The organism is Novosphingobium aureum (assembly GCF_015865035.1).
Lineage (GTDB): Bacteria > Pseudomonadota > Alphaproteobacteria > Sphingomonadales > Sphingomonadaceae > Novosphingobium > Novosphingobium aureum.
Map to the genome: position 1 here is coordinate 2,182,918 of NZ_JADZGI010000001.1, position 26,277 is coordinate 2,209,194.

Genomic DNA, 26,277 nt, shown 5'->3' on the forward strand with positions numbered 1-26,277 from the left:
CGCAAGCAAGGACAGACAATACGATGGACAACACCACCCAAGAGCGCCCGCACGTCATTCGCCACGCCAAGGGCAAGCGCCCCGAGTTCTACGAAACCCCGGGTGTCGATGCGGCAATGTCGATGATCATGGTCCTCGCCAGCGAGCTTTCGGTCGTGCGCGACCGTCTCGACAGCGCCGAACGCGTAGCCAAGGCCAGTGGCCTCGATCTCGCTGCCGGGATCGAGGCGCTCGAACTCGACCAGGATGCTCTGGAAGAGCGCGAGGCACGCCGCCAGGACTTCATGCAGCGCCTGTTCTACCTGCAACTCAAGGACGCCGACGAGGCAGCCCAGTCGCAGACCGCGGAAGGTTTCGAGGCGACGATCCACGAGATCGCCCAGCCCTGAGGCGCAAGTCACTACCGAAAGAAAAGCCCCGCCAGGACATGGTGTCCCGGCGGGGCTTTTCTTTCTCGCATCGCGCGATGCCACATTACATGGCGTTTCCGCGCCGACGCAGTTCGGGCCCGATCTCGAGCCCGATGCGCCTTGCATCGGCAAGCCAGTCGAACCCGGTCACGAGGAAAGTGTCGATCCCTACCGCGCGGTAGCGCAGCAGCGCCTCGACCAGCGTTTGCGGGGAGCCGACGAGGCACATGACCTGCAGGCGGCCTTGCGTGGCCTGGGTCAGCCCGGTCCACAGGCACGGGTCCTCGTGCGCGGCATCGGCCTGCGCAGCCTTCGCAGCCACTTCCTGCGCCGCCTTGCCGAGATCCCGGCCCAGCGCACCGTGCGCGGCCTGCCGCGCCTCGACCGTATGCAGAAGTTCACCCGCGCGCGCCCAGGCCTCCTCGTCGGTGTCGGCCACGACAAGCCGCATCGACATCGAGCAACGCGGATTGCGCCCGTGCCGGGCGGCTTCGGCGCGCACCCGCGCCACCTGCTCGCCGACCTGCGCGACGCTGCCGGGACCAAAGGCATAAGTGTCGGCCAGCTCGGAACCGAACTTCACCGCAAGCTCCGAATTGCCCGCCCAGAAGACAGGGACCGTTCCCTTCACAGGATGAACCTCGCTGCCGGCATTCTCGAAGCGATACCACTCGCCCTCATGGTCGCACGGGCTTTCGCCAGCCCAGACGCGGCGCATCACGCGCACGTATTCGTTCGAACGGCGGTAGCGCTCGTCCTTGGTCAGGTAATCGCCGTCACAGCGCGTCTCGATGTCGGAAAAGGCACTGATGATGTGCACGCCCGCGCGTCCGCCCGAAAACTGGTCGAGCGTCGCGAAGGCGCGCGCCGCCATTGTCGGGGCGATGAAGCCGGGGCGGTGCGCGACCATCAGCTTGAGCCGCGTGGTCGCTGCCGCCACCCAGGTCGCGGTCACGAGACTGTCGGCCGACTTCGCGTTCTGACCGATGAGGACGCGGTCATAGCCTGCGGCCTCGTAGCCACGCGCAGCCTCGGCGATGAAGTCGGGATCGTAGAGGGGCGGCCCCTCGCTGGCTTCAGACCCGCGATAGGGCGCGACGAGACCGACGAGTTCGATTTCGTGTCCGCTCATGACCGGCTCCCGGCACTGCGTTTCGCTTCAAGGGCCTCGAGCGTATCGGGATCGAGGCGGTAGAAGAGCATGGCGACGATCGCGCAAAGCATTGCCAGCGCGGGGATCGCGGACTCGCACAGGAGGATCGCCAGTCTTGCGCTGTCACCTTGTGCAACCGCACCACCGCCCGAGGACGAGACGTAGCCCATCGCACCGAGGAACCCGCCCATCGCGGCAAGCGCTGCGGCAGAAGACAGCTTGTCGAAGAGCGTCGTGAAGCCGGCAAAGGCCCCTTCGCGCCGCTCGCCGCTCTGTACGTAATCATAGCGAACGGCATCCGACAGCAGCGAATAGGCAGACAGGATCATGCCGCCGCCTGCCGCGCCCGAAACGAGGCCGCGAATGCTCACGAGAACCATGCTCTCACCCGGACCCGCAAGCAGCCAGCTGAGCTGCACCAGCGCGAACATGGCGAGCGCAGCGATGTAGCTGGCCTTCTTCCCGAAGCGGTTTGACAGCCAGACCCAGGGCACCATTGCCAGGACCATCGTCACCGTCGCCATCATGAAATAGGTCCCGATCGCGGAGTCGGGCAGTTCGAGAAACACGCGCGTGAAATAGGCCAGCGCAGCTGAGCCGATGGCAGTGCCGAACAGCAGGAAGACATGGGCGATGGCAAGGATGCGGAACGGTACGTTGCCCCAGGCCAGACGCACCTGCCTGCCCAGCTCGCGCAAGGGATGCGCGCGCCGTGCCAACGCGGCCGGGTCGGGCTGCGTGCGCGGGGCATCGCGCAGCAGCCGCACCGCCACCAGTGTCGCGCCGAACACGATCGCTCCCGTGATCAGGGCAATCAGCAGGTGTCCCTCGCGCGAGGGTCCGGTCATGCCCAGGATCCAGGCCGGGAGGGTCGATCCGAGCAATGTTCCCACGGCATTGCCGTAAGTGCGCCATGCCATGAGCCGCGTGCGTTCCTTGGGATCGCTCGAGCTTTCCACCAGCATCGCGAAGCCGGGAATGGTGAGTAGGGTATACCCTGTCGCATGGATCACCAGTGCCAGCGTCACGAAGGCCTGTGCCAGCAGGACCGAGCCGAAATCGGGCGTGCCGAACAGCATAGCGACACCCAGCGGCATGGCGAGGCCGCCAGCGAAGAGGAACGGCAGGCGCCGTCCCCAGCGGGTCTGCGCGCGGTCGCTCCAGGCACCTACCGCGGGGTCGGTGATGCCGTCGTAGATCTTCATCAGTGCGAAAATCAGGCCCGCGGTCCCCGCCGAGATAGCGAGACTGTCGGTCATGAAACGCAGGCCCAGGACAGTAACGAGGTTCTGCCCTGCGGCATGCGCCAGCGGGATCATGCCCGAGCCGAGCCGTATCTGCCAGGTCGTCGCCACGAAGGGAACCGCACCGCTCGTCGGCGCGGCGTCAACCGGCAGCGCCTGGTCGGCTGCCATCTGTGTTTCACTGGTCACAAATGCTTCTCCCGCCTGCCGTTCGCCGGCCCGGCCTTTTCGGGAGGAAGTGTGCATGGGCCGCCGTGGGGCCCGTCATGGCTTTGCGCCATTCTCCGAAGAGCGGAGACAGAAGGACAACGAGCAGGCTCTTGCGAGCGGCCCTCAGTCCTCGATCATCGTCACGCTGACGTCTGCGATGCCTTCGCGCAGCTTTTTCACTTCGGCATATTCGGGAGAATTCCAGAACCGCAGCGCGGTTTCGGCATCGGGCCACTCGATCACGACCGCGCCCCCACCTTCATAGCCGGTTCCCTCGAGAACCAGCCCCTTGCGCCCGCGCACGAGATACTGGCCGCCGAATTTTGCAGTGAGCTCAGCAACGGCGGGCGAGTAGCGCGCGGTGAACGCGACCTTGTCGTGGACCTTGGTCGTGATGATGAACCAGGCAGACATCGACCTCTTCCTCCCGGGCTGGCGAGCGCCTCTGCTCGAATTGGCACCCTGCTTGCGACGCCCCGGCGGATCGGAGCCGGCCCAGCCATGCCCCTATCCGTCGGGAGTGTCGATTGCGCAAACGGGGTGCTGCCCCCTTCAGACGATCTGCTTGGCCTGTTCGAGGCTCTGGAACATCGACTGGCGCAGCAGGTAGGCGCGGCGCTTCTCGTCGTTGGCGTGGATCGCCTTGAGCTCGCGGCGGCGTTCCTCGTGGGCATTGTCCTTGCCCGCGTTGATCAGCGCCATGTTGGCCTTGGTCTGGGTCTGCGTGAAGCTATGCGTGACTTCGCGGCGCTGGCGGTCGAACAGGGCCAGACTGGGCTCCATCGCCTCCTGCCCCTTGAGCACCGGCAGCAGCTTCTCGAACAGGTTGAAGGCATCGTGGATGCCCGAATTCATGCCGAAGCCGCCAAGCGGGTTGTTGAGGTGGGCCGCATCGCCGATCAGCATCACGCGCCCTTCGCGGAACGACTTCGCCACGCGCTGGTGCACGTTGTACAAGGTGCGATGCTCGGTCACCACGTCCGCGCCACGCCCGATGAGACGCTCGAAGATCGCGTTCTTGTTCTCCTCCGAGCGCAGTTCGTCGACGTCGCAGGCGCCGTTGACCGGAACCAGCACGCGCCAGACCGAGGGCACGCGCAGCAGCACCAGCCACTCCTTGGGATCGCTGACGTAGTTCACGTAAGCAAGGTTGGGCAGGTAGTCGGACAGCTCGACTTCGGTCGAGAGGGTCAGGAACCGCTCGGGGTAAGTGAACCCGTCGAATTCGATCCCCAGCCACTTGCGCACGATCGAATTCGCTCCGTCCGCGCCGATCAGGTAGTCGGCGCGCAGGCGATCGATGCCGGTCATCGTCTCGACCGCGATATCGACCCCGGTGTCGTCCTGGGTGAAGCTCAGGATACGGTTACCGAAGCGCACGTCGGCGTTGGTGTAGGCATCGAGCCCCTCGGCAAGGGCGCGCGAGAGGTGATACTGCTCGCACTGGATGCGGAAGGGATAGCGCGTGACGTCCGCGATCTCGGCCATGTCGAATTCGATCGGCTCACCGCTCTCGCGGTCACGCCAATGGAACAGCGGCGCCTTGAGGCCCTTTTCGAGGAGCATCGAGGTGATGCCGATCTCGTCGAGCATCTCGAGCGTGGGGGAATGGAAGGTCGAGGCGCGCAGGTCCTGCGCGCAGTCGGCACCTGCTTCGAGCAGGACCACCGAGATACCGGCCTTTGCGAGCAGGGTCGCCATGACCGTGCCGACCGGGCCTGCGCCGGCGATGACGACTTCGCAACGCTCTACAGCTGACATTGTATTTCAAAACTCCGAATAAAGCTTGTCCGGCCTAAATCGGGGCGGCCAATGCGGCCCGCGTCGAGGCAGGACTATCCGACGCGCGGGGAGAGCGGGGCCGGATCGGCTGCAAGCATCGTGCCGCCGTCCCGCCCTTCCCGCGCTCTGGTAAATTACTGCTGTTCGCCCGAAGGCAGCGACTTGCCCGGATCACCGACCCGGTCGAGCCAGGCCTTGATGTCGCGGGTGAACTTCTCGGGATTCTCCCACATGGGAAAGTGCCCGAGGTCGGGGTATTCGATGAGATCGACGCTGGTGTTGGTGAAGCGCGCGACCGAGGCCGCGGGACCTTGCGAGATGACGTCGTCGTAGTCGCACCACTGGATCAGCACCGGGACCATCACGCTCTCGGCCACCGCGCCAACGTCCGAGTTCTGGAACAGCTTGACGTTGGCCTTGATGTACTGCGCCTGTCGATCGAGCGCGCCGGGCAGGTTGTTCATGTCGTAGATCTGGTCGACCATGCGATCGGTGGGCTCGAAGCCGGGAGGCGTGGTGTCTTCCAGCATCAGGCGCCAGAACGTGTGCGAGCGCCAGTTGGGCAGCACCGCGTTGTGGAACTTGAGCATCCACACCAGACGCCAATCGACCTTGCGGGTCTGGCTGGGTCGCTCGAGCGGCAGGATCGAGAGCGCCATCGCGCTCACGTGGCCGGGATAGGCACGGTTGTACTCGAGGCCGACATTGGCACCGTTCGACGTTGCAACCAACGCAAAGCGATCATAGCCGAGCTGCGTGAGCAGCTTGTCCATCAGTTCGGCAGAACGCGGCGTCGAATAGACACCGCTCGGGTCGGGTTCGGTGAGCCCATAGGGCGACCAGTCGAAGCGCACGACGCGGAAACGATCCTTCATCCGCTCGGCGACGCCGTCCCACTCGTGCAGGTTGACGATCGAGCCGTGAAGCAGGACCACGACCGGAGCGTCCTCGGGCCCCTCCTCGCGAACGTGCATGCGCACGCCGTCGACCATGACGAAGCGCGAAGGGCCGTCCGCCCACTTGCGCGCCAGTTCGGCGCGGTCGCTCGCCCCGGCGCCGAGGCGCAGTGCAAGCACTGCAACCCCAAACGCCGCGACGAGAAGGACCAGCCCGATCAGGACCTTGCCCAGAGCCTTCATGCCGCGTCTTCAACGCGCGGCGAGAGCCCGAGCGTCTCACGCAGGGTGGAACCGGGATACTCGGTGCGGTAGCGACCACGCTGCTGCAGGATCGGAATGACGCCCTCGACGAAGTCCTCGAGCCCGCCCGGCATGTAGCTGGGCTGCAGGGTGAAGCCGTCGCAGGCCCCCTCGTCGCGCCAGGTGATCATCATGTCGGCCATCTGCTCGGGCGTACCGATGAACACGTTGTGCCCGCGCGGATTGAGCATGAAGTTCATGGCGAATTCGCGCAGCGGCGTGCCAGCCTCGCCTGCCGGGGTGACCGCGCGCGCGACGTCGGCGGCGGGCAGCAGGGTATTGGCGATGACGTGCTCGTGATCGAGCGGCGCTTCGGGATCGAATCCGGTCATGTCGCAGCACAGCGATTCCGAGAGATACTCGATGGCCAGTGCCGGATCGGCCAGATCCATGATCGCCTTGTGATTGGCACGGGCCTCGTCCTCGGTGCCGCCCAGCACGCACGAGAGGCCGGGCATCACGCGGGTGCCATCGGGGTTGCGCCCAACCGCGGCGATGCGCGAGCGCAGGTCGTTGCGGAACTCGACACCCGCCTCGATGGTAGCTGCCGGGCAGAAGATGGCCTCGGCCGTGCGCGCCGCGAAGTCGCGGCCCTGCGGCGACTGGCCGGCCTGCACGAGCACCGGACGTCCCTGCGGAAGCGCAGGACCGGCGCGGTCCATCTGAGCCCAAAGTTCGCAGGCCTTCGCCACGACATCCGCGGCATTGGTATAGCGCTCGCCCTTGGGCGGCATCTCGTCGAGACCGAAGTTGCCCGCGGTATCGGGGTGGACCGAGGTAACGATATTCCACCCCGCGCGCCCGCCGGTCATGCGCTCCATCGTGGCGAAGCGTTCGGCCAGCATCTCGGGGGTATTGAAGGTCGTCGAGATGGTCGCGACGAGGCCCACGTGGCGGGTCACCGCCCCCATCGCGGTGAGCAGCGTGACCGGATCGAGCGTCGGCATGGCCATGCGCTCGGGGGTGCGCCCACCTGCCCCGCGCGACTGCAGCTGGTCACCGAAGACAATCGCATCGAAGCAGCCCTTCTCGACCAGCTTCGCGACCGAGGCGTAGTAGTCCATCGAGAACACGCCAGCGGGACGTGCCCGCTCGTGCTTCCAGGCGGTGGGGTAGAAACCGATGCCCTGCAGGAAGGCCCAGAGGTGAATTTGCTTGGTCATCATGCGATCTCCGGGACGCGGGCGCCGTCGGGCTGGTTGGAGGCGGTTGCAGGCAGCGGCAGACCGAGACTTTCGCGCAGGTTGCCCGGTCCGGCCGGGTGCGCCTCGCGCAAGTCGGCGCAGAGCGTTGCGATTGCGGGTAGTTCGGCCATGGCATCGCTGAGCGTGAAGTGGACGCCGTCGATTTCACCGGCCTCGAAGCGCGCGGCGATCGCGGCCATGTCGGCGGAGGCATCGACCTTGAGCAGGCGCTTGGTCGCGCCGGTTGCCTCGCCTGCATCGTCGACGAGCGCGATGTCGGCATCCTCGATGGCAATCGCAGCCGCCGCATCGACCACCAGCACAGGTTGGCCGACCTGCGGTCGCATGGCGTTGACCGGCCCGGCGACCTTGAAGAAGGGCCCCTCGTAATTCGAGGCCTTGACCTTGCTCGCATCGAGATAGCGGCCCGAGGCCTTGTCGATGATCAGCGTATCGCTGCCCCACCCGTCCCACAAGGCACGCGCGGCACCGACCATATCCTCGGCCATGCCTTGCTCGGCGCCCTCGGGGATCACCGACCAGCCCGTGCGCCCCGCGCTCAGGAAGTCGACCGCCGAAAGCGCGCGGGCGACGTGGAAGGGGTGCGCATTCGATGCGGGCACCGTGGCGACGAGGCCGATCCGTGCACTCATCGGTGCGGCCCAGGCGAGCACGACCTGCGCGTCGAAGGGGCGCGCTCCCGCACGGCCCACGACCAGCAGGTCGAGCCCGGTGGCCTCTGCCGCATCGAGAATGGCCTTACCCGTCTCGGGTACGGCAAGGAGCGGGTCCGCGATCGAGGCGGACACGATAAAGGGTTTGTTCATACGACAATCACCGGTTCGTGAAGGGGATGGATGGGTTCGCAACCGTCATCGGTGATCAGCACGAGATCTTCGCAATGTGCCGATCCGCCGATGCCGGTATCGAGAGTGGGACAATCGACCGAGAGGATCATGCCCGGCTCGAGCACGATGTCGGGCTTGCGCCAGAAGCCGCCGTGGTTCTCGCCCGGCTCGTCGGTATGGGCGAGGCCGACGCTGTGCGGGCCGAAGCCGACGAGCGCGGTGTGTCCGGCCTTGCGCAGGGCATCCTCGCCCAGCGCGACGATCTCGGAATAGCGCATGCCCGGGCGCAGCTGCTCGCGCACGGCCTGCCACCCGAAGGCCGAGGCCTCGGCCGCGCGCCGCGCGGTAGCGGTCGGCTCGCCGACGAAGACGGTGCGCGCGAAGTCGCCGTGATAGCCGGCGAAACTGCTGACCCCGTCGAGCATTAGCGTCTGCCCGTCGGCGACCTTGATCGAGGAAAGATCCGAGGACACGCGGTCGACGTTGAGGAACACCGCGGTATTGCCGCGCCGCGCCGCTTCCATGCGGAACATCGCCATGAGCTCGAAGTGGCTGGCGCCGGCGCGGATCGCCTGACCGACAGCATTGAGCGCATCGACGTTGGCGCGCGCGGCGCGGGCCATGAGCGCGCGCTCCAGCGGCGACTTGATCAGGCGGATCTCGCGCAGGATGTTGTCGGCCTGCACCATCGCGCCGAGATGCTCGTGACGCGCGGCGACCTCTGCGATCACGCCGTGGTCGAAACCGATCCGGCCCTGCCACAGCCCGAGCCCGCGCATCGCGGCAACGATCGCAGCGCCTGCATCGCCGGTCGCGACCTGCGCCCCGGCCTGGCTCGCCGAGATTTTCGAGCGGTGCGTCTCGACAGCGGTCTGCGGTGCATCCTGGCGTAGTGGCAGGACCGGCCCATCGGGCACCTGCTGCAGCGTCTCGTCACCCTCGTCGCCGAGCTGGGTATAGAGCCAGCAGGCAACGTCATCGCGTTCGCGCCCGTCGGCCCAGCTATAGTGATGCAGGAAGCGGCTCGTAACCAGTCCCCACTGCCCGGGGCGTTCGCGGGCGATGAGAGCGAAAGTGCCCGGCGGCTGCGCCATGCGGGTACGGCCGATCTGCGGCCAGTGGCCAAGCGCGTGGAACACGTTGACCGGGTCACCAAGCACGAGCCCATCGAGATCGTGACGCTCCATCACCGCAATGGCCCGCTCGACGTTCATCGGCCCCTCGCGTTCGAGCCGCGCCAGCAAGGCGCCGTCGTCGTTCCCAAAATCGTTTGTCATGCCCCAAGGATGGCGCGGGCATGGGGGGCGCGTCGGCATTTCGGATCAACCTGTCCGCCTGCCGGTCATTGAGGGTCTGCGCCATGGGGTCTGCGCCGCACACCGATAGGCTCGGTCCCATGGTTGAACAATCACCCGCTTCGAACATCGAACGCGCCTTCGTCCGGCTCGAGGAAGGGCAACTGCATCTCAGGTGCCTGCCCGCCGAGGACAACACTGCTCCGGCAGTCCTGCTGCTGCATGCATCGCCCGCTTCCTCGTGGTTCATGCAGGACCTCATGCTCGCGCTGCGCGCCGCAGGTTGCCAGGGACAGATCCTCGCTCCCGACACGCTGGGCAACGGGGACTCGGTCGCCCCGCTCCCGCCAGAGCCGGACATCGCCTATTTCGCGGATTCAATGGTGCGCATGTGCGATGCGCTGGGGATCGACAAGGTCGATGTCTATGGCACGCACACCGGCGCACGCATCGCCTGCGAGATGGCGGCAGGCCACCCCGAACGCGTGCGCAGGCTGGTGCTAGACGGCATCACCGAATATGCAGACGACCTGCGCGAGGCCGTCATCGCCAACTACGCACCGGTGGTGGAACCGGACGAATATGGCCGCCATCTGATCTGGGCGTTCAACTTCTGCCGCGACCAGGCGCTGTTCTTCCCGCATTTCATGAAGGACCCCGAGCACCGGCTTGCAGTCGGCATGCCGCCGCCGCAAGTGCTGCACCGCATCACGCTCGACGTCCTCAAGACACTCGACACCTATCCCAAGCCCTATATCGCCGCGTTCCGCTATAAGGCGTTCGAACGCATGGGTCTGGTCAAGGCACCGACGCTGCTGCTCAAGCCGGAGACCGAACTGGCCCTGCTCAACGAGTCCGTGGTGCGGGCCCTCGAATTGCTCGACGACGGCAAAGCCGCGTCGACGGCGGGATCGCCCGCCGCAAAAGCCGACGCGATCGGCGCGTTCCTTGGAGAAGCGGACACATGACAACTCTGGCACCTGCACAGCAGGGCGAGACCGGACACGCCAGGCTCACGACGAAGCTGTGCCTGGGCTTCAGCATCGGCACCGTCGGGGTGTCGATCATGCTCAATGCCGTCTCGACCTATTTCCCGCTCATGATGTCGACCGTCCTTGGCCAGTCCCCGCAGATCGCCGGCTACCTGCTGATGATCTCGAAGCTGGCCGATGCGGTGATCGACCTTGCCGTGGGCTCGCTCTCGGATCGCGCCCGCACGCGCTGGGGACGGCGCAAGCCGTTCTTGGCCGCAGGCGCTCTTCTCTCGATCGTCGCCTTCCTCATGCTCTTCGCGCCGCCGGTCATGACCCAGACCTGGCTCATCATCTGGATGAGCGCTGGCCTGTTGATCTACTCGCTCGCCTATTCGCTGTTCAACGTGCCCTACATGGCGCTTCCGGCCGAACTGACCGAGGGTTTCCATGAGCGTACCCGGCTGATCAGCTTCCGCACCGTATTCGTCTCGATCGGACAGTTGCTCGCGCTCGCCGGGACCGGCTGGCTGATCGAGAGCGGCGGTGGTGGCCGCTCGGGCTTTGCCACGATGGGCCTTGTGATGGCGCTGATCATCGGCGGCGCGATGACCGCCACCGCACTGTCGATCCCCGCGCAGAAGGACAAGGAACCGAGCGGAGGCACGCACCTTCCCGGACCCAAGCAGATCCGCGCGATCGCCCGCAACCGTCCGTTCATGATGCTGCTGGGTGCGAAGGTCTTCCAGTTTCTCTCGTTCGCCTCGGTCGCCTCGACCATGGCGCTCTACATGCTCAACGTGTTGGGCGTGGGCTATAGCGGCCTCATCGTCTTCGCGGTCACCCAGAACATCGCCACGGCCTGCGCGATGCCCTTGTGGGTGCGCACCGGCAAGACCTACGGCAAACGCCAGACCTATCTCATGGGCGTGATCATCTTCTGCCTGGTGACGCTGAGCTGGCTCTTCGCCGACAACACCATCACCAACGCCGGGATCATCGTGCGTGGTGCCTTCGGAGGCCTCGGCTCGGGCGCGATTATCCTGATGGCGATCTCGATGCTGGGCGACACCCAGTCCTACGACAGGCTCGTTACCGGCGAGGCGCGCGAGGGACTGCTCGCCAGCGCCATCGCGGTTATCGAGAAGGTCAGCTACGCGCTGGGTGTCGCGGTGCTGGGCATCTTCCTCGAGGCGCTGCACTACGTACCGACCACCGGCGGCAAGATCGTCGAACAGCCCGATAGTGCGATCCTCGCGCTCACGCTCGGCTTCGCGGTGATCCCAGCGATCATGTTCGCCATCAACGGACTGTTCCTGTGGGCCTACGATCTTGACGAGGACAAGCTCGCCGCCGCCCGTCTTGCCACCGTCGAGGGGACCGGCACCACTTTGACCTGACCAGTGTCTTTCGCGCCACAAGGCGCTCCCACCACCTTCGAAGCGCCCCCGGACATCCTCCGCGGGGCGCTTTTTCGTATACATTTCCAGTCACTTATGCAGTCGCGTCGACCCACTTCTCGTGAGCGCACCAGCGGACCTCAACCCGCAGCCTCAGCGCAGGAGAGGCCTATCTTCATCCGACTGGCGAATACTGGAGATGTCCCCCCATGGAACCGGTGAATTAGAAGCGATCCTCGTTTCGTGGTCCTGCACTGGCGACTCGTCTCATGGGGGCAGACGAGGCAGGCGCAAAGGAAGGGAACTACCAAGAACCTTTCCCGAACCAACCAGTACACTTTTTACGTGCACATGGCTGTCCACGCAAAGTTACTCGCTAGGATCGCTTGCGATGAACCGGAATACACACCTGTTCATCGCCCCATATCAGAATAAACAAGTGGGGAAGTGTTCTATTATGAAGAATGGGAAAATTCACGGGGTCGCTACTGCATCGACGATCGCTCTGGCCAGCGTCCTGGCGCTCGGGTTCGCGCAACCCGCTCTCGCCCAGCAGAGCGCGCCTGCGGCCGAACAGACCGGAACCTCAATCGTGGTCACCGCGCGCAAGCGCGAGGAAACCCTTCTCGAGACGCCGATCGCGATCACCGCGCTGAGCGCCGAGGAAATCGAACAGCGCGGCATCAAGTCGATCAACGACGTCGTCCTGAACACGCCCGGCATCAATGTCTCGAACACCAATTCGGGACGCAACGACCGCTCTTTCCAGCAGATTTCGCTGCGCGGCATGACGCCCTCGACGACCAGCTCGACGCTCACCGCCAGCTTCCTCGACGGTGTGCCCGTCGCCTCGGCAACGGCGCTGATGAGCATCACCGACCCGGAGCGCATCGAAGTGCTCAAGGGGCCGCAGAACGCCTATTTCGGCCGCAACGCCTTTGCCGGTGCGATCAACATCGTGACCAAGACCCCGGCTGACGAGTTCGGCGGTGCGATCAGTGCAATGGTCGGCACTCGCGACAACTTCGACATTTCGGGCGCGCTCGAAGGCCCGCTGGTGGACGGCGTGTTGGGCGTGCGCATTACCGGGCGCTCGATGAGCAAGAGCGGCTCTTACGTCAATCAGGCCGATCCCAACCAGACGCTGGGCGACCAGAAGACCGACGTCGGCACGATCCAGTTCGTGTTTACGCCCAGCTCTGCGCTCACGGTCAAGGCCATGGGCATGTACAGCCGCGATAACGACGGCCCCTCGGCCCAGGGCATGGTCTCGGCCTACGAGCTGCGCTCGAACAACGGCGCAGTCAACATCCCCTACTTCAGCGGCTCCAACGCCGGCTCGGTCGTCGTGCCGGGGCAAGCGAACTGCATGCTTAACGGGCTGCCCTACGTCTGTGGCGCCGTCCCGGGCCTGATGGCCGGCCCTGCGCAGAACACCACCTCGGACGCCCTGCTCGGCAGCATCCTGTCCGATCCGACCAACCGCATCGACAGCAACGGTATCGGCACGCGCGGCTATGGTCTGCGCCGCGAATACTACCACTTCCATCTCGGCATCGACTACGAGCTGGGCGACAGTGGCCTGACGCTCTCGTCACTGACCGGCTACAACAACGAGTACTATTCAGAGCTCGCCGATCTCGACAACTACGACAGCGTCGCTTTCGCGAATTCGGCAGCCGCCTTCATCCCGGGCGTACGCGACTACTGGTCGTTCCCCTACCTTGTCGAGCGCCGCAACAAGGACTTCTCGCAGGAGCTGCGCCTGACCTTCGAGGACGGCGGCCCGCTGCACGCGATGTTCGGCGCCTCCTACCTCGACACCGACGTCGACAGCGGTCTCGTCAGCGTGTTCAACTACGAGACTTACGGCGTCTCGCCCAATGCCGGCGCACTGAGCCCGCCGCAGCAGGTCAAGACCATCGGCGTCTTCGGCAGTGCCGCCTACGACTTCACCGACGCGCTGACGCTCAGCGTCGAGGGTCGCTGGCAGCGTGACAAGGTCTATGCCTTCGCCGGTGGCCGCGGGCTCACCATCTCCGACGATGCGGCTAGCAACTTCAACCTGCCCTCGGGCTCGTTCGATCCGCTCACCTCGTTCTACGCCAAGACCTTCTCGAACTTCCTGCCGCGCGTGATCCTCAACTACGACGTCTCGCCCGACATGATGGTCTACGCCTCTTGGTCGAAGGCGGTGAACGTGAGCGTGGGCTCGTTCAACACCAGCTTCCTCTCGGGCACCCAGGCCGAGTTCGAGGCCGGCCAGTCGATCGGGCTTGGCGTCATCGTCCAGCCCGAAAAGCTGACGAACTACGAAGTCGGCCTCAAGGGCAGCTTCCTCAATGGAGACCTGCAGGTTACCTCGGCCTTCTACCTTGCCGACTGGAGCAACCAGCATAACACCCGCTCGGTGTTCTTCGTCGATCCCGCGACCGACGTGGTCACGATCGTCACCGGCGTTGCCAACTCGGGCAAGACACGCATGACCGGCTTCGAGCTGGACGTGCTCGCAGAGCCTTTCGAGGGCCTCTCGATCACGGCTTCGGGCGCGATCAACTCGAGCTCGATCCGCAGCTTCTCCGACCCGGCGATCACACTGCGCACCGGGCTCGAAGGCGACGAGTTCCGCGGCAATCAGCTTCCGTTGAGCTCGAAGTACTCGGCCAACCTTGGCATGATGTACACCGGCCAGATTCCCGATTGGGACAACGGCTCATGGTTCGTGCGCGGCGACGCCGGCTACAAGTCCAAGCAGTACGTCGATGCCGGCAACCTGACCTGGATCAAGGGCCGCACGCAGGTCAACGCAAGGGTCGGCTTCAGCTACGGCGACGTCACCGTCGAAGGCTTCGTGACCAACCTGTTCAAAAACAAGCAGTACACCTCGGTGGCGCAGAACGCGCTGCTCGAGCCCAGCTTCTTCCTCGCCGCACAGTCCTACGGTTATCTCAATCTCGCACTTCCCGAGCTGCGGACCTGGGGCATCAAGGCCGGTTACAAGTTCTGAGCCACCTGTCGCCGCGCCTTCGGGCAGGGGCGACAAGGACACCAAGAGCGCAGGCCGGGAGTTCGTCTCCCGGCCTGTTGCGTTTGAAGCTGGCCCGCCACACCCAGGCAGAGGGCCCGCATCACCGCACAGCGGACAAAGCAGAGCGAGCGCGAGCCTTGCGCCGCCGATGTCAGCACCATCACCGCATGACCAGTTTCATCAAGGTTCGCCGTGGATATACCGCATGTCGCTTCGGCCACATGCATTACCGCACCGCCGGCCAGGCGAACCCGGACCATGCACCCGTCGTGCTCCTTCACCAGAACCCGTCCTCGTCTTACGAGTACGAGGCCCTCATCGAGGAACTGGGCAAGGATCGCCTCGTCTATGCCTTCGACACGCCCGGTTACGGAATGTCGGATGCCCCCCCGGCCCCGCCGGGAATGGCAGGCTATGCCGAGGCCTTCTCGGATGCGCTCGATGCGCTTGCCGAGAGCGGCGAGCTGACCGGTCCGGTCGATCTATACGGTTTTCACACTGGCACCCTGCTGTGCTGCGAGCTTGCGATCGCAAGGCCCGACCGCGTGCGGTCGGTCTCGCTCACGGGGATTCCAATGTTCGACGCGCAGGTGCTGGCAGACAAGCTGGCCTATGCGGAAACCTTCCCCAGGCCCGACGAGGACGGCAAGGTCGTGCTCGAACTGCTCGGCAACTTGTGGAATTATGTCGTCAAGAGCAGGGACCAGCAGGTCGCGCTCGAGAAAGCCGTATTCAACTTCGCCGACAAGGCCCGCGTCCTTGATCGCTTCACCTGGGCTTACAAGGGAGTGTGGTCCTACGACTACGAACGCCTCGCCCTGGTAAAGCAGCCCGCGTTCCTGCTGCAGCCCGCCGAGGATATCCAGGCGGTATCGCTCAAGGCAGCCGGAACCATGCAGAATTGCACCATACGCGAATTGCCCGAGCTGGATCGGGACATATTCGACGTAGCACCTGAAAGATTAGCCAATGAACTGCGCAACTTCTTCGATCAACACGGACCTTCCGACCGCTGAGGTCTCGCACTCGGTCCTGCACCCCGACTTCATCGCGCGCGAAGTGGCCCGCCGCTTCCCGATCGAGGGTGAGCTGACCTGCTTCCTGCTCTATCGCGGCATGAACGACGTCTACCTCGTCCAGGACGAGACCACCAAGTATGCCCTGCGCGTTTGGCGCAAGACCTACCGCGACGTCGACGATGTCGCATACGAGCTGAACTTCCTCGACTACCTGCGCAAGATCGGTTTCCCGGCTTCGGTCGCGGTGCCGCAGCACGACGGCGCGCTGTACTTCAAGGTCAACTCGCCCGAGGGTGAGCGCGCGATCGCGATGTACGACTGGGCCGACGGCGTGAAGTTCGGTGAATGCCTCTCCGAGGAAACCGCCTTCCGCATCGGCGCTGCGATGGCGCAGATGCACCTGCACGGCAACGACTGGGCGGGCAAGGACCACGTGTTCACGACCGACACGGCCAAGGACTACAACATCTGCATGCCTGCGCTGATCGACTTCGTCTACGATCGCCCGGACGACCTGCGCGACTTCCCGATCATCGCCGCCAACCTCGACAAGCGCCTCGACGAACTGGCCGCATCGGGCAAGGTGCCGCTGGGCGTGTGCCACCGCGACTTCCACCCCAGCAACGTCCACGTCGACGAGAACGGCAAGATCACCCTGCTCGACTTCGACGCGGCGGGCGAGGACTTCATGATGCAGGACGTCCAGAACTTCGTGTGGGGCAACCTGTTCTACGGTTTCGACCCCAAGATCGGTGAAGCCTTCGAGAGCGGCTACGAGAGCGTGCGCCCCTTCACCCAGGAGGAAAAGGACAACAAGGAACTGTTCCTCATGGCCAAGTGCTTCCGCCTCATCGCGGGCATGGCGCATAGCTCGACCGCGGTCGGGCGTGGCACGCTTCGCTTCCGTAATCTCGACTGGCTCGGCGATTACGTGAAGACCCGCGCACGCGCCGCCGGTCTGCTCTGATCATGAGGGATCCCGTCACCGCGACGCCCAATACCACGACGATTGCCGGAGCCGCGCCAGCGGCTCCGGCTTTCACCGCGAACGAGCCGCGCCCGTCTCCGGCAAAGGGCTGGATCATGGTGGGCATGCTGTTCCTGGCCGGGATCCTCTCGGTCATCGACCGTGCCGCCCTCAACATTCTGGTCGACCCGGTTCGTGGCGACCTCGGCATCTCGGACGAGCAGATCGGCCTGCTGCAGGGCCTCGCCTTCGGGCTTTTCTATGCCTTCATGGGCCTGCCCATGGGCCTGCTCGCCGACCGCATCTCGCGCCGCAACCTGATTGCAGGCGGGATCGCCTTGTGGAGCGTGGCCACCATCGGCAGCGGTCTCGCGCAGACGTTCGGCTGGCTGTTCAGCGCTCGCCTGCTGGTCGGGCTGGGTGAAGCGGCACTGGGGCCGGCGGCCATCTCGCTCATCGCCGACCTCTTCGCGCCTGAGCGGCGCGGCCGACCGATCTCGGTCTACATGATGGGCCAGGGTCTCGCCAACGGCATCGCCATCTCGGTCACCGGCCTGCTTGTCGCCACTGCGTCGGCGGGCACGTTCGACGGCCTGCCGTTCGTCGGCCATCTCGTACCCTGGCGCATGGTCTTCGTGATCTTCGGAGCCATCGGCCTGCTGGTCGCCGCGATCATGCTGCTGATCACCCGCGAGCCGCCACGACAGGACACGGCGGTACAGGGTGTCCCGCGCACGCCGGGTGCCGCCGAAGCCGCCTACCTTTGGCGCAACCGCGCCGTGCTCGTTCCGCTCTATCTCGCCTTCGCGCTGGTCTTCACCGTCGCCTACGGCTCGATGTCGTGGGCACCCACCATGCTGATCCGCAGTTACGGCGCGGACGCGGCCTTCATGGCGAGCTTCCTGGGCCCGGTCTCGATCGTCTTTTCCGCATTCGGTCCGCTGCTTGGCGGCACACTGCTCGACCGCGCGATGCGTTCGGGCAATACCATGACACGCTTCGCGATCCTCACGCTGGCACCGCTCTTTGCGCTGCCCTCGATCTTCGCGGTAGTCTCGAGCGACCTTCACGTCGCCTCGATCATGATCGCCTCGTCGAACGCGGTGTTCTCGGTAATCGGCACGGTGATGTTCGCGACACTGCAGTCGGTCGTGCCGCCACGCATGCGCGGCAGCTCGATCTCGCTGACCCTGGTCCTCAACACGATCCTGGGCGCGAGCTTGGGACCACTGCTCGTGGCGACCTTCACCCAGCGGGTCCTGCAGGACGAGAACCTCGTCGGCTGGTCGATCGCCTCGGTCTGCCTGCCCTTCGTTCTCATCTCGGCAGGGCTCTACGCGCTGTCCTGGCGAGCGATGCGCAAGGCGCGCGCGAGCGGGACGAGCGAATGCGCCGCGCTGATCGACGGAGAACTGGACTGACACCACACGGGGCGCCCGCACAGACAGCGATGCGCCCCGTTATTTTTCAAGTAATCATCGAAACTATCGGGGGGAACGACGTAATGAGGCGGCTATTCAAGGGCGTGGCGCTAGTACTGCTCGGCGTCATCGTGCTGGCAGCGCTGGCATTGGGCACGATGCGGCTCGGCTGGTGGAACCCGTCCTACGAAAGCGTCAAGGCCGCACAGGCGACCCCGCCCTCGACCTTCGAGAAATACGGCACCGCCAACATCCACATCCGCGACGAAGGCCCACGCGACGGGCCGGTCGTGGTGATGATGCACTCCTCGATGACGAACTTGCGCGAATGGGACGTCTGGGCCGCCAAGCTCACCGACAGGTACCGCGTCATACGCTTCGACTGGCCGCCATACGGCCTCTCGACCGACAGCGCGCCCTCGACCGGCATGCCCGGCATCGTCACCCTGCTCGAGACCATTCTCGAGGCCAAGGGCGTCGACAAGCTCGCGCTCGTCGGCACCTCCAGCGGCGCGACGATCTCGACCCTTTACGCGGCGGCTCATCCCGAGAAGGTCACCGCGCTCGCGCTCTCGACCCTGCCTCTCGCCGCTCCGCCCACGACCGACTTCAGCCAGCTGATGTGGTCGATGGTCTGGACCCACGAGACTCTCGTGCCCAACTACTACCCGCCCTTCTACTACCGCCAGTCGCTCTCCGAGCTCTACGGTCGTCCCGAGCGCCTCACGGACGAGACGGTCGAATGGTACTACCAGACCAACAACATCCCCGGCGGGTTCGACAAGGTGCGCGCTTACTACGAGGCCAACAAGAAGGCGGTATGGGCCAAGGGCGCAGGCGACGAGGCAGCGCAGGTCAAGGCTCCGATCCTGCTGCAGTGGGGCGATGCCGACCCGGTCCTGCCCAAGTACCTTGCCGCAGATGCGGTCAAGCAGTTCACCGGCACCAGCGTCGATCTGATCCACTACCCCGACCTTGGCCATTACCCCATGCTCGAGCTGCCTGAGGAAACCGCCGCAGACCTGCGCCAGTGGCTCGACAAGACCATCCCCGCACCCGGGGGCGACGCGTGATGCTGCGCAGCAAATCCCTTCACGCCAGCCTCGGCGCCCTTGCCGCGCTGCTCCTCCCGCTCGCCGCTGGCGCGCAGGACACGAAGCCCGATTTCCTCGACGATGCTGCACTGCGTGCGGCCTATGCCCTGCCCGCCTCGCAGTTTGTCGAGATCGACGGCGAACCCGTCCACTTCGTCAACGAAGGCAAGGGCCCGCCGCTGCTGCTCCTGCACGGTTCGTTTGCCAGCCTGCGCCAGTGGGACGAATGGGCGAAAGTGCTGAGCCGGCACTACCGCGTGATCCGCTTCGACCAGTCGCCCGCCGGCCTTTCGGGTCCGAACCTCTCGGGGGACTACTCGATCGAGCACCGCAACCGGATCGTCGACGGCCTCATGGATCGGCTCGGTATCGAGCGCTTCACCATCATCGGCACCTCGAGCGCCGGCACCCCGACCGCAGCCTATGCCGCAGCAAGGCCGGAACGGGTGCAGGCCGTCGTCCTTGCCAATATCGCGGCAGGCAAGATCAACCTCGACTTTTCGACCCTGCCCGAGACGCTCAAGGCCGCGCTCGCTGCCGACCAGACACACCCGGGCTGGCATGGCGAGGAGTACTGGCGCCAGATCCTGCTCGCCAACGTCGTCGACAAGTCGCGGGTCACGCCCGAAGTCGTCGAACGCTGGACCCAGATCAACAACCGCATGATGCGCGATCCGCAGGTCGCCAAGGACGTCTTCGCCGCCAGCTCGCTCGAGCGAACGAGCGCGGACCTCGCGCGGATAACTGCCCCCACGCTGCTGCTGTGGTCGGCGCAGGATCACGAGACGACGCTCGAGACACACGGCGTCAAGGCGTTCGAGGCACTCGCCGCGCGTGACAAGACCCTCGAAGTCGTACCCTCGTGCGGTCACATGATGCCGCTCGACTGCCCGGCCCGCTCGCTCGAACGGCTCGAGCCCTTCCTCGAGCGCGTAACAGCCAAGTGAAGAGAGCCAGCAGGCGAGGTTTCATTGGCCACGGCGCGCGAGCGCTTGGCGCCGTGGCCATGCTGCACTCCGGGGAGGTGCGCTCGCAGGAGCACGCACCCCCGGCCAGCACGGAACCAGAACCAGCACTCGAACCGGCCCTGCCGATCATCGACCCTCATTTCCACTTGCGCGACTACCGCGAGGCAGACGATCCTCGCCCACGCTACCGGGCGGCCGATTTCGCCGCCGATGTCGCAGCCAGCGGCCATGCCGTACACGACAGTGTCTTCATCGAATGCTCGATCATGTACCGCGAGGACGGACCGGCGCCGCTGCGCTCACTCGGCGAGACCGCCTATGTCGCGCAGCAGGCAGGCCGGTATGGCCCGCTCAGGGTCTCGGGCGGGATCGTCGCCCGCATCGACCTTGCTGCGCACACGCCGCTCGAAGCCCTGATAGATGCCCATGCCGAGGCTGCCGGCGGGCGCCTTCGCGGGGTGCGCAACTCGATCGCCTGGGATGCCTATGGCCCGCTCGCGGCCATGGGGCCCGATCCACACCTGCTCGAACGCCCCGCCTTTCGCGAGGGCCTGCGCCACCTCGCGCGCCATGACCTGAGCTTCGAGACCTGGCAGTTTCACCCCCAGATCGAACAGGTCACCGCCCTCGCCCGGGCCTTCCCGGAAAACCGCTTCGTGCTCGAACACCTCGGTGCGCCGCTCGGCATCGGGCCTTACGCCGGAAAGCTGGACGAGGTCTTCGCAGCCTGGCGCAAGGACATCGTCGCGCTTGCGCAATTGCCCAATGTCGTCGCCAAGATCGGCGGCCTCGGACCGTTCTGGCAGCGCGACGCCGCCACACCCGTAACCTCGCAAGCGCTGGCCAGGGACTGGCGGCGCTGGATCGAGACCACGATCGAAGCCTTCGGGCCGGAGCGCTGCATGTTCGAGAGCAACTGGCCCGCCAATTCATCGGTTTCGAGCTACGGGCAGATCTGGAATGCCTTCAAGCTGGTGACGCAAGGCTGCTCGGACAGCGAAAAGGCCGCGCTCTACCAGAACACGGCCCGTTCGACCTACCGGCTGTAAGGGGCGGCGAAGCGTAGCTGCCCGCGTGGCCCGGAAAGGACCGCGGTCAGCCGCGTCGCATCCTATCTCACCGCGCTGCAGGCATACCAGCTGCCGATCATGGCGCGGCCCTCGGGATGGCCCTCGGTGAAGAAGTCGTCGCGGTCGGGCTTGAGGCAGGTCGTGCCCTTGCGATAACCGACCTTGATCGCCTCTGCCTCGAACCCGGCATCGAGCGCCACCTTCGTCCAGTCCGTGCGCGCGAGCGAGGTCATGAACGGTTCGTTGTTGTAGTGGCTCTCGAAATCGCAGCGCATCTGGTCCCAGAGCGACAGGTGCTCGTGGCGCGGCGGCACGTCGACGTGGCACATCACACCGCCTTGGCGGAGCAGACGATGGCTCTCGGCGAAGACGCCGCGCATGCCCTTGGCCGAGGTTTCGTGCAGAACGGCGGATGAGCACACGAGATCGAAGAAGCCATCCTCGAAATCGGTATGTTCGGCATCCTGCTGGCTGAAGTGCACCGGCACGCCCATCGCCTCGGCGCGGGCATGGGCATAGCGCAGCATCGGCGCGCCGACGTCGACCGCATAGATCTCGGCATCGGGAAAGGCCTCGGCGATGGCGAGCGTCGAGTGGCCGACCGAACAGCCCATGTCGAGGATGCGCCTTGGCTGGAAGTCAGGATAGAAGTCGCGTACGTGGCTCGCGAGCGTGTGCCCGCGCCCGTCGTTCTTCCACCCGCCATTGAGGTTGCGCAGGTACGTGGAGGCGAAACGGTCGTAGAGCGCGCCGGCCCGGAAATCGAAGTCCGAGGTATCGACCACGTAGCTGCCGGGCATACGGTGATGGTCGAAGGCGGCGATGTAACGCGGGATTTCCAGGTCAGGGTTGAGGCGCAGCGTGCCCTTCGGGCTCGCGACCTGCGCCGCGACTTTCTCGGACAGGGCGTCGTACTGGCGGTCGATGGCCGCATCGAGGCCGTACCAGATGCGGTCCTGATAGTGCAGCGAGAGCGTCAGCCAGTACTGGTGCAGCGGGTGCGCCTCGAGCTTCTGGCGCACCTGACGGCTGCTGGTGGGCCGCGTCCCGGTCTCCTTCTCGATCTCGGGCACGATCACCTCGTCGAGCAGGCGTCGGTCGAGCGGATCGATGTTGCGATTGGTCCACGCGCGCATCGCGAGGAAGTGATCCTCGAGCGCCTGCTCGTCGTGGTTGGCCTGCGGCATGACCGCGTGGCCGAAATGGTCCTGCTTGTACTGTTCCATGGCCGTCTCCCGCCGAAATATTGGTCTGCTGCGAAGCTTCAGTCGCGCGTCACCGCGTCGAGCACGCCTTCGTAATCGTTCTGGTCGGCCAGTGCCTGAGGCACCAGCTTGTCGCGGCCCGCGCCCAGCACGCGGTCGTAGATGCCCTCGCGGTACGCGGCGCGGTAGGCCTTGGCCTCGCCGTCGGGGGCAAAGCCGTCGACATCGGAAGGCCCATGCAGGCCATGCGCCGCGAGCAGACGCTCATTGGCATCGAGGCGGTCCTTGAGGACCACGACCTCACTCATCAGCGAGAGCACCATGCTGGCCAGCGCATCGACGGTCTGGTTCTCGAAGACGACCGGCTGGCTGCCCTTCGAGCGGGCGATACGTTCGCGGTTCTTGCGTTCGACCATGGTGCTTACTCCGTCAGCTCGAAGCGGAACACGTGGCCGGTGCGCGCCACGATATCCTTCTTGTCGAGATCGGGGCCATGGGCTTCCTCGGTCTCGGCATCCTTGGCCTTGAGATCATAGCCGGTCTGGCTCGAGAGCACCACGACGATGTCGGTATCGTCCTCGATCGCGAAGGGAAACTCGTGCCATGTGCCCAGCTTGAGCGCGAAACCGGCGGTCCCGTCGAAGCGGAACGCGCGCACTTGCGAAAGGTCGGGCAGGTCGCCGTCGCACGGCGGCGCCATGACCGCGATGAACGGCTTGCCACCAAGCGGCAGGAACGCCTGCGTATGCTGGAAGTGGCGCTCCATGTAGCGCACTTCCGGCTCGCGGCGGACCATCTGCGCGAGCGTCATCTCGACCGGGTGCTCGGACAGGAAGCGGGTCGGGTAGCTCATGCGCACCGCCCCCTTGTAGAAGTCGACGCTGACCGGCTCGACCGGCGCGTCGCGTCCAACGATGTCGCCGAAGGGGGCAAGCGCCTCGGCGCTGGCCGGCTCGACTTCGAGTTTGATTACCGTGGTTTGCGTCATGATGGCTGTCCCTGCGCTCCCGTCAATTGTGCCTGCGCTGCAGGCATGACCCGCTGCGCGAGGTGGTGTTGGCGCGATCATGCATGACCATGTCCGGGCACGGTCACTTGCCATGTTCTTGTCCGACAAGCGGACAGGAACATGGCGAAAACGGTCAGCGGGCCATGAGCCTTGCCGGCAGGGCCTGTGTCACCCGCGCATCGAGCGCGGCTGCTGCGTCACTATTGCCGAGCCCGTGTCCCTCAATGAACAGGCCTGCATAGCGACTGGCGAGATCGCACTGGGCGAGCTGCAGAGGGCCAGGCTGACCCGGATCGCAGATCGCCCCGCCGAAGTAGTGGTTGGCGCCCTCGAGTACCAGCCCGTAGCGCGCACCGCCCTCGGCCGCCGCGTGGAACGGAACGAGGTGGCCCTTCCACCCTTCCGGGTCTTCGCTGGTGATACCGGGCACGATATCCAGCGTGCCGGTCTGGATCAGCGCGGGAACCGCGAGCTTGCCATAGCCCTCCTCGGTCATCAGCACCGGGACCGGTGCGGGCGGCGAGAAGGCGACAACCGCCGTGGCGAGGCGCGGCACGAAGGGCAAGTCGATCCCTTCCGGCGCAACACCTTGTGCTCCCCCGAGCAGGAGCGCTGTCAGGCCACCATAGGAATGCCCTGCCGCGATGAATGGCGTATCGCCGATATGGTCGATAAGCAGGCGCATGTCCTCGATGCGCGTCTTCCAGCTGGCAAGACCGGGATAGTCCTTGGTGTGCGGATGCTCGCGCGAGTCCACGTGCAGCGGGGCGAGCACGCGGTAACCGGCAGCGACCCAGGGATCGACGAAAGGCGCATAGTACCAGGGTGCCGAGCCGGCGCCGTGGGAGAACAGGATGGTGCCGCGTACGGGGCCTTGCGGCACCCATTCGCTGATCGCGACCTCACGCTTGCCCGGGGCAAGCAGGGTCGCGCTGGCCGGCTTTGCCGGGGGCTGACCGGCAACCACCGCGCGGGCAAGTCCCGGGGACAGCGTCAAGGCGCCAAGCCCGAGCGATGCCGCACCGATCAGTGCGCGGCGCGAAACCGATGCCCCCGAAGCCATGATCAGGAACCCGCCTTCTTGATATAGGCGATGACCGCCGCACGATCTTCCGCCTTGGGCAAACCCGCGAAGACCATCGAGGTGCCGGGCACGACACTTGCGGGGCGCGTGAGCCACTTGTCGAGCGTGGCCTGATCCCAGGTCGGCGCAGCCTTCTTCATTGCCGCGGAATAATTGAAGCCCTTGACCGAACCCGCCTTGCGCCCGACCACGCCGGAGAGATTGGGACCGACCTTGTTAGCGCCGCCCTTGTTGACGGTATGGCAGGCCATGCAGCGCATGAAGATCGCCTTGCCGCGAACAGCCGGGTCCTGACCCGCTGCCGAAGCCGTACCCGAGGCGAGCGCGAAGGTTGCGGCGGCCGCCGCGGTGAGGGTCGAAACTGCGATGAACTTGCTCATGAAAACCGTTCTATCCTTCCTGGTGGGATGTTCCTTGTTGTCGCGCCCAGACTAGCAACTGCAACCTTTCTGAAAGCTGCACTGCGCGCGGGCGAAACGGACAATCCCTAAGCGGTCAATCTATTATCCGGCGCCCCATGTGCCCGGGACGCCATCCTTGCGGACTATCCGCGCACCGAATAGCCGGTAAGTTAATTGACGCCCGCACTATGGGCCTCAAGCCAACTTTGCGTGCGCAATTGAGCATTGGCGCGCAGGTCTGCCCAGAACAGTCCGACATCATGGTAATGCATGACCCCTCCGGGCAATGGCTTCAGTCCCAGTCCGGGGGCGGGATAGACGACCGCCAGCCCTTGCTCGCAGCGCACAGCGACCGCCCCCTTGTGCAAGGGCTGCATCGGCCCGAAGCCCGGCTCGCCCGGTACTGCGCCCAGCGCCTGCGAGGAAATCGCGGCGGGCCTGTCGCGATCGAAGGTCACGGGGTTGATGCACAAGGGCCTGCTGCCGGCCACATCGCCATGTACGTCAGTGAACGACTTCTCATAGGCCGCGACCAGCGGAGCGAGATCGGCCCCGGCCAGCACCGCATTCCATTGGATCGCACAGCCGGTCTGGTCGGCCTTCGCACAGACCGGCGTGGACTTGAAGCGCAACCCGAAGTCGCCCTCGGCCAGATTGATCCCGATGATGTAGGCCGCGACCATGCGCCCTTCCAATGCTGTTCCCTCGATGCGCTTTTCGAGCAGGTCACCGACATGCTTGCCGCCCTGGCTGTGCCCGGCGATGATGAAGGGCCTGCCCTTGCTGACGTGCTCGAGGAACCAGTCGAAGGCCCGCTCGACATCCGAGTAGCCAAGGGCATAGGCGGCGTCGCGGTGATCTGCGGAGCCCAGCGCGTTGGAACTCGCTGCCCGATAGCGCGGCGCCCAGACCGTGCAGCAGCCGGTGAAGGCGCTCGCCTGACGCTGGATCACGCTCTCGTCGGTCCACTTGTTCGCAACCGCATCAAGCGGATCCTGGTTCCACTTTCCTTTCTTGGAACGAAACGTGGTCGGGTGGACGTAGAATACGTCGACCCCGGGATCCCTTGCGGCCGGGCTCGCCCCCTGCGGCAGCGCACCCGCGGGCCCCGCTCCGCCCGGACCGGCCGCCCACATCGCGGGATCATCGTAATCGGGAGGTGCGACGGCCTGCTGAGCAACTTGCGCCGCTCCATCGGCGGCGCGTGCCGGAAGCGACAGTGCGCCGTTCCCCACCGAGATCACAAGCGCCAGCGCAGCGCCCTTGTACGCACGGCTGTACGCACGGCGCGAGAGTTTCTGCAGTATCTTCACGG

Annotated in this window: 24 protein-coding genes; 10 read left to right on the top strand and 14 right to left on the bottom strand. The window is 65.4% G+C overall.

Annotated elements, in window-relative coordinates:
• Positions 1 to 23: 23 nt before the first annotated feature.
• The gene (locus tag I5E68_RS10315) at positions 24 to 389 is read left to right on the top strand and encodes a hypothetical protein (protein WP_197163507.1); all 366 of its coding nucleotides are present in this window, start codon (positions 24 to 26) and stop codon (positions 387 to 389) included.
• Positions 390 to 474: 85 nt separating this feature from the next.
• On the opposite strand, the gene I5E68_RS10320 is transcribed toward I5E68_RS10315, so the two are convergent.
• The 8 genes from I5E68_RS10320 to I5E68_RS10355 all read right to left on the bottom strand — a co-directional run bounded on the left by I5E68_RS10320 (position 475) and on the right by I5E68_RS10355 (position 9,307).
• The gene (locus tag I5E68_RS10320; protein ID WP_197163508.1) at positions 475 to 1,542 is read right to left on the bottom strand and encodes an LLM class flavin-dependent oxidoreductase; all 1,068 of its coding nucleotides are present in this window, start codon (positions 1,540 to 1,542) and stop codon (positions 475 to 477) included.
• Entirely contained in the window at positions 1,539 to 2,996 is a 1,458-nt protein-coding gene (locus I5E68_RS10325; RefSeq protein ID WP_323982131.1) for an MFS transporter, read from the bottom strand. The genes I5E68_RS10320 and I5E68_RS10325 overlap by 4 nt, the downstream gene beginning before the upstream one ends.
• A gap of 144 nt (positions 2,997 to 3,140) precedes the next feature.
• On the bottom strand, positions 3,141 to 3,431 hold the full coding sequence (locus I5E68_RS10330) for a DUF1330 domain-containing protein (RefSeq protein ID WP_197163509.1): 291 nt from the start codon (positions 3,429 to 3,431) through the stop codon (positions 3,141 to 3,143).
• A gap of 138 nt (positions 3,432 to 3,569) precedes the next feature.
• Positions 3,570 to 4,778, bottom strand: a complete 1,209-nt coding sequence (locus tag I5E68_RS10335) for an FAD-dependent oxidoreductase (protein ID WP_197163510.1) — start codon at positions 4,776 to 4,778, stop codon at positions 3,570 to 3,572.
• 155 nt (positions 4,779 to 4,933) lie between these two features.
• Entirely contained in the window at positions 4,934 to 5,938 is a 1,005-nt protein-coding gene (locus I5E68_RS10340; RefSeq protein ID WP_197163511.1) for an alpha/beta fold hydrolase, read from the bottom strand.
• Positions 5,935 to 7,161, bottom strand: coding sequence for an LLM class flavin-dependent oxidoreductase (locus I5E68_RS10345; RefSeq protein WP_228726921.1), 1,227 nt, complete (start codon positions 7,159 to 7,161; stop codon positions 5,935 to 5,937). The genes I5E68_RS10340 and I5E68_RS10345 overlap by 4 nt, the downstream gene beginning before the upstream one ends.
• Positions 7,161 to 8,009 (bottom strand): LLM class flavin-dependent oxidoreductase, encoded by an 849-nt coding sequence (locus I5E68_RS10350; RefSeq protein WP_197163514.1) that lies wholly within the window; start codon positions 8,007 to 8,009, stop codon positions 7,161 to 7,163. The genes I5E68_RS10345 and I5E68_RS10350 overlap by 1 nt, the downstream gene beginning before the upstream one ends.
• Positions 8,006 to 9,307 (bottom strand): M24 family metallopeptidase, encoded by a 1,302-nt coding sequence (locus I5E68_RS10355; protein ID WP_197163516.1) that lies wholly within the window; start codon positions 9,305 to 9,307, stop codon positions 8,006 to 8,008. Before I5E68_RS10355 ends, I5E68_RS10350 begins: the two co-directional genes overlap by 4 nt.
• Positions 9,308 to 9,426: 119 nt before the next feature.
• Here I5E68_RS10355 and I5E68_RS10360 point away from each other — a divergent pair, with 119 nt between their 5' ends.
• From I5E68_RS10360 to I5E68_RS10400, 9 genes are all read left to right on the top strand, one after another.
• Positions 9,427 to 10,293, top strand: a complete 867-nt coding sequence (locus I5E68_RS10360; protein ID WP_197163518.1) for an alpha/beta fold hydrolase — start codon at positions 9,427 to 9,429, stop codon at positions 10,291 to 10,293.
• Complete coding sequence (locus tag I5E68_RS10365; RefSeq protein ID WP_197163520.1) at positions 10,290 to 11,696, top strand: MFS transporter; 1,407 nt, start codon at positions 10,290 to 10,292, stop codon at positions 11,694 to 11,696. The genes I5E68_RS10360 and I5E68_RS10365 overlap by 4 nt, the downstream gene beginning before the upstream one ends.
• 457 nt (positions 11,697 to 12,153) lie before the next feature.
• Entirely contained in the window at positions 12,154 to 14,703 is a 2,550-nt protein-coding gene (locus I5E68_RS10370; RefSeq protein ID WP_197163522.1) for a TonB-dependent receptor, read from the top strand.
• 188 nt (positions 14,704 to 14,891) lie between these two features.
• Positions 14,892 to 15,740 carry an alpha/beta fold hydrolase gene (locus tag I5E68_RS10375; RefSeq protein ID WP_197163524.1) on the top strand — a complete coding sequence of 283 codons (849 nt, stop codon included), beginning with the start codon at positions 14,892 to 14,894 and terminating at the stop codon, positions 15,738 to 15,740.
• The gene (locus tag I5E68_RS10380; protein ID WP_197163533.1) at positions 15,694 to 16,710 is read left to right on the top strand and encodes a phosphotransferase enzyme family protein; all 1,017 of its coding nucleotides are present in this window, start codon (positions 15,694 to 15,696) and stop codon (positions 16,708 to 16,710) included. The genes I5E68_RS10375 and I5E68_RS10380 overlap by 47 nt, the downstream gene beginning before the upstream one ends.
• A gap of 2 nt (positions 16,711 to 16,712) precedes the next feature.
• Complete coding sequence (locus I5E68_RS10385; protein ID WP_197163535.1) at positions 16,713 to 18,131, top strand: spinster family MFS transporter; 1,419 nt, start codon at positions 16,713 to 16,715, stop codon at positions 18,129 to 18,131.
• Between the two features lie 83 nt (positions 18,132 to 18,214).
• Positions 18,215 to 19,204 (top strand): alpha/beta fold hydrolase, encoded by a 990-nt coding sequence (locus tag I5E68_RS10390; RefSeq protein ID WP_197163537.1) that lies wholly within the window; start codon positions 18,215 to 18,217, stop codon positions 19,202 to 19,204.
• Complete coding sequence (locus I5E68_RS10395) at positions 19,204 to 20,172, top strand: alpha/beta fold hydrolase (RefSeq protein ID WP_197163539.1); 969 nt, start codon at positions 19,204 to 19,206, stop codon at positions 20,170 to 20,172. The genes I5E68_RS10390 and I5E68_RS10395 overlap by 1 nt, the downstream gene beginning before the upstream one ends.
• A 59-nt stretch (positions 20,173 to 20,231) precedes the next feature.
• Positions 20,232 to 21,242, top strand: coding sequence for an amidohydrolase family protein (locus tag I5E68_RS10400; RefSeq protein ID WP_197163541.1), 1,011 nt, complete (start codon positions 20,232 to 20,234; stop codon positions 21,240 to 21,242).
• 62 nt (positions 21,243 to 21,304) lie between these two features.
• Here I5E68_RS10400 and I5E68_RS10405 read toward each other — a convergent pair whose 3' ends face one another.
• The 6 genes from I5E68_RS10405 to I5E68_RS10430 all read right to left on the bottom strand — a co-directional run bounded on the left by I5E68_RS10405 (position 21,305) and on the right by I5E68_RS10430 (position 26,275).
• Positions 21,305 to 22,489: a class I SAM-dependent methyltransferase gene (locus I5E68_RS10405; RefSeq protein ID WP_197163543.1), complete on the bottom strand. Its 1,185-nt coding sequence runs from the start codon at positions 22,487 to 22,489 to the stop codon at positions 21,305 to 21,307.
• A gap of 38 nt (positions 22,490 to 22,527) precedes the next feature.
• Positions 22,528 to 22,884 carry a hypothetical protein gene (locus I5E68_RS10410; protein WP_197163545.1) on the bottom strand — a complete coding sequence of 119 codons (357 nt, stop codon included), beginning with the start codon at positions 22,882 to 22,884 and terminating at the stop codon, positions 22,528 to 22,530.
• A gap of 5 nt (positions 22,885 to 22,889) precedes the next feature.
• On the bottom strand, positions 22,890 to 23,456 hold the full coding sequence (locus I5E68_RS10415) for an ureidoglycolate lyase (protein ID WP_197163546.1): 567 nt from the start codon (positions 23,454 to 23,456) through the stop codon (positions 22,890 to 22,892).
• Positions 23,457 to 23,610: 154 nt separating this feature from the next.
• Complete coding sequence (locus I5E68_RS10420; protein ID WP_197163547.1) at positions 23,611 to 24,540, bottom strand: alpha/beta fold hydrolase; 930 nt, start codon at positions 24,538 to 24,540, stop codon at positions 23,611 to 23,613.
• Positions 24,541 to 24,542: 2 nt separating this feature from the next.
• On the bottom strand, positions 24,543 to 24,941 hold the full coding sequence (locus I5E68_RS10425) for a c-type cytochrome (RefSeq protein ID WP_197163548.1): 399 nt from the start codon (positions 24,939 to 24,941) through the stop codon (positions 24,543 to 24,545).
• A 191-nt stretch (positions 24,942 to 25,132) separates the two neighbouring features.
• Positions 25,133 to 26,275: a DUF3089 domain-containing protein gene (locus I5E68_RS10430; protein WP_197163549.1), complete on the bottom strand. Its 1,143-nt coding sequence runs from the start codon at positions 26,273 to 26,275 to the stop codon at positions 25,133 to 25,135.
• Between the last annotated feature and the right edge of the window lie 2 nt (positions 26,276 to 26,277).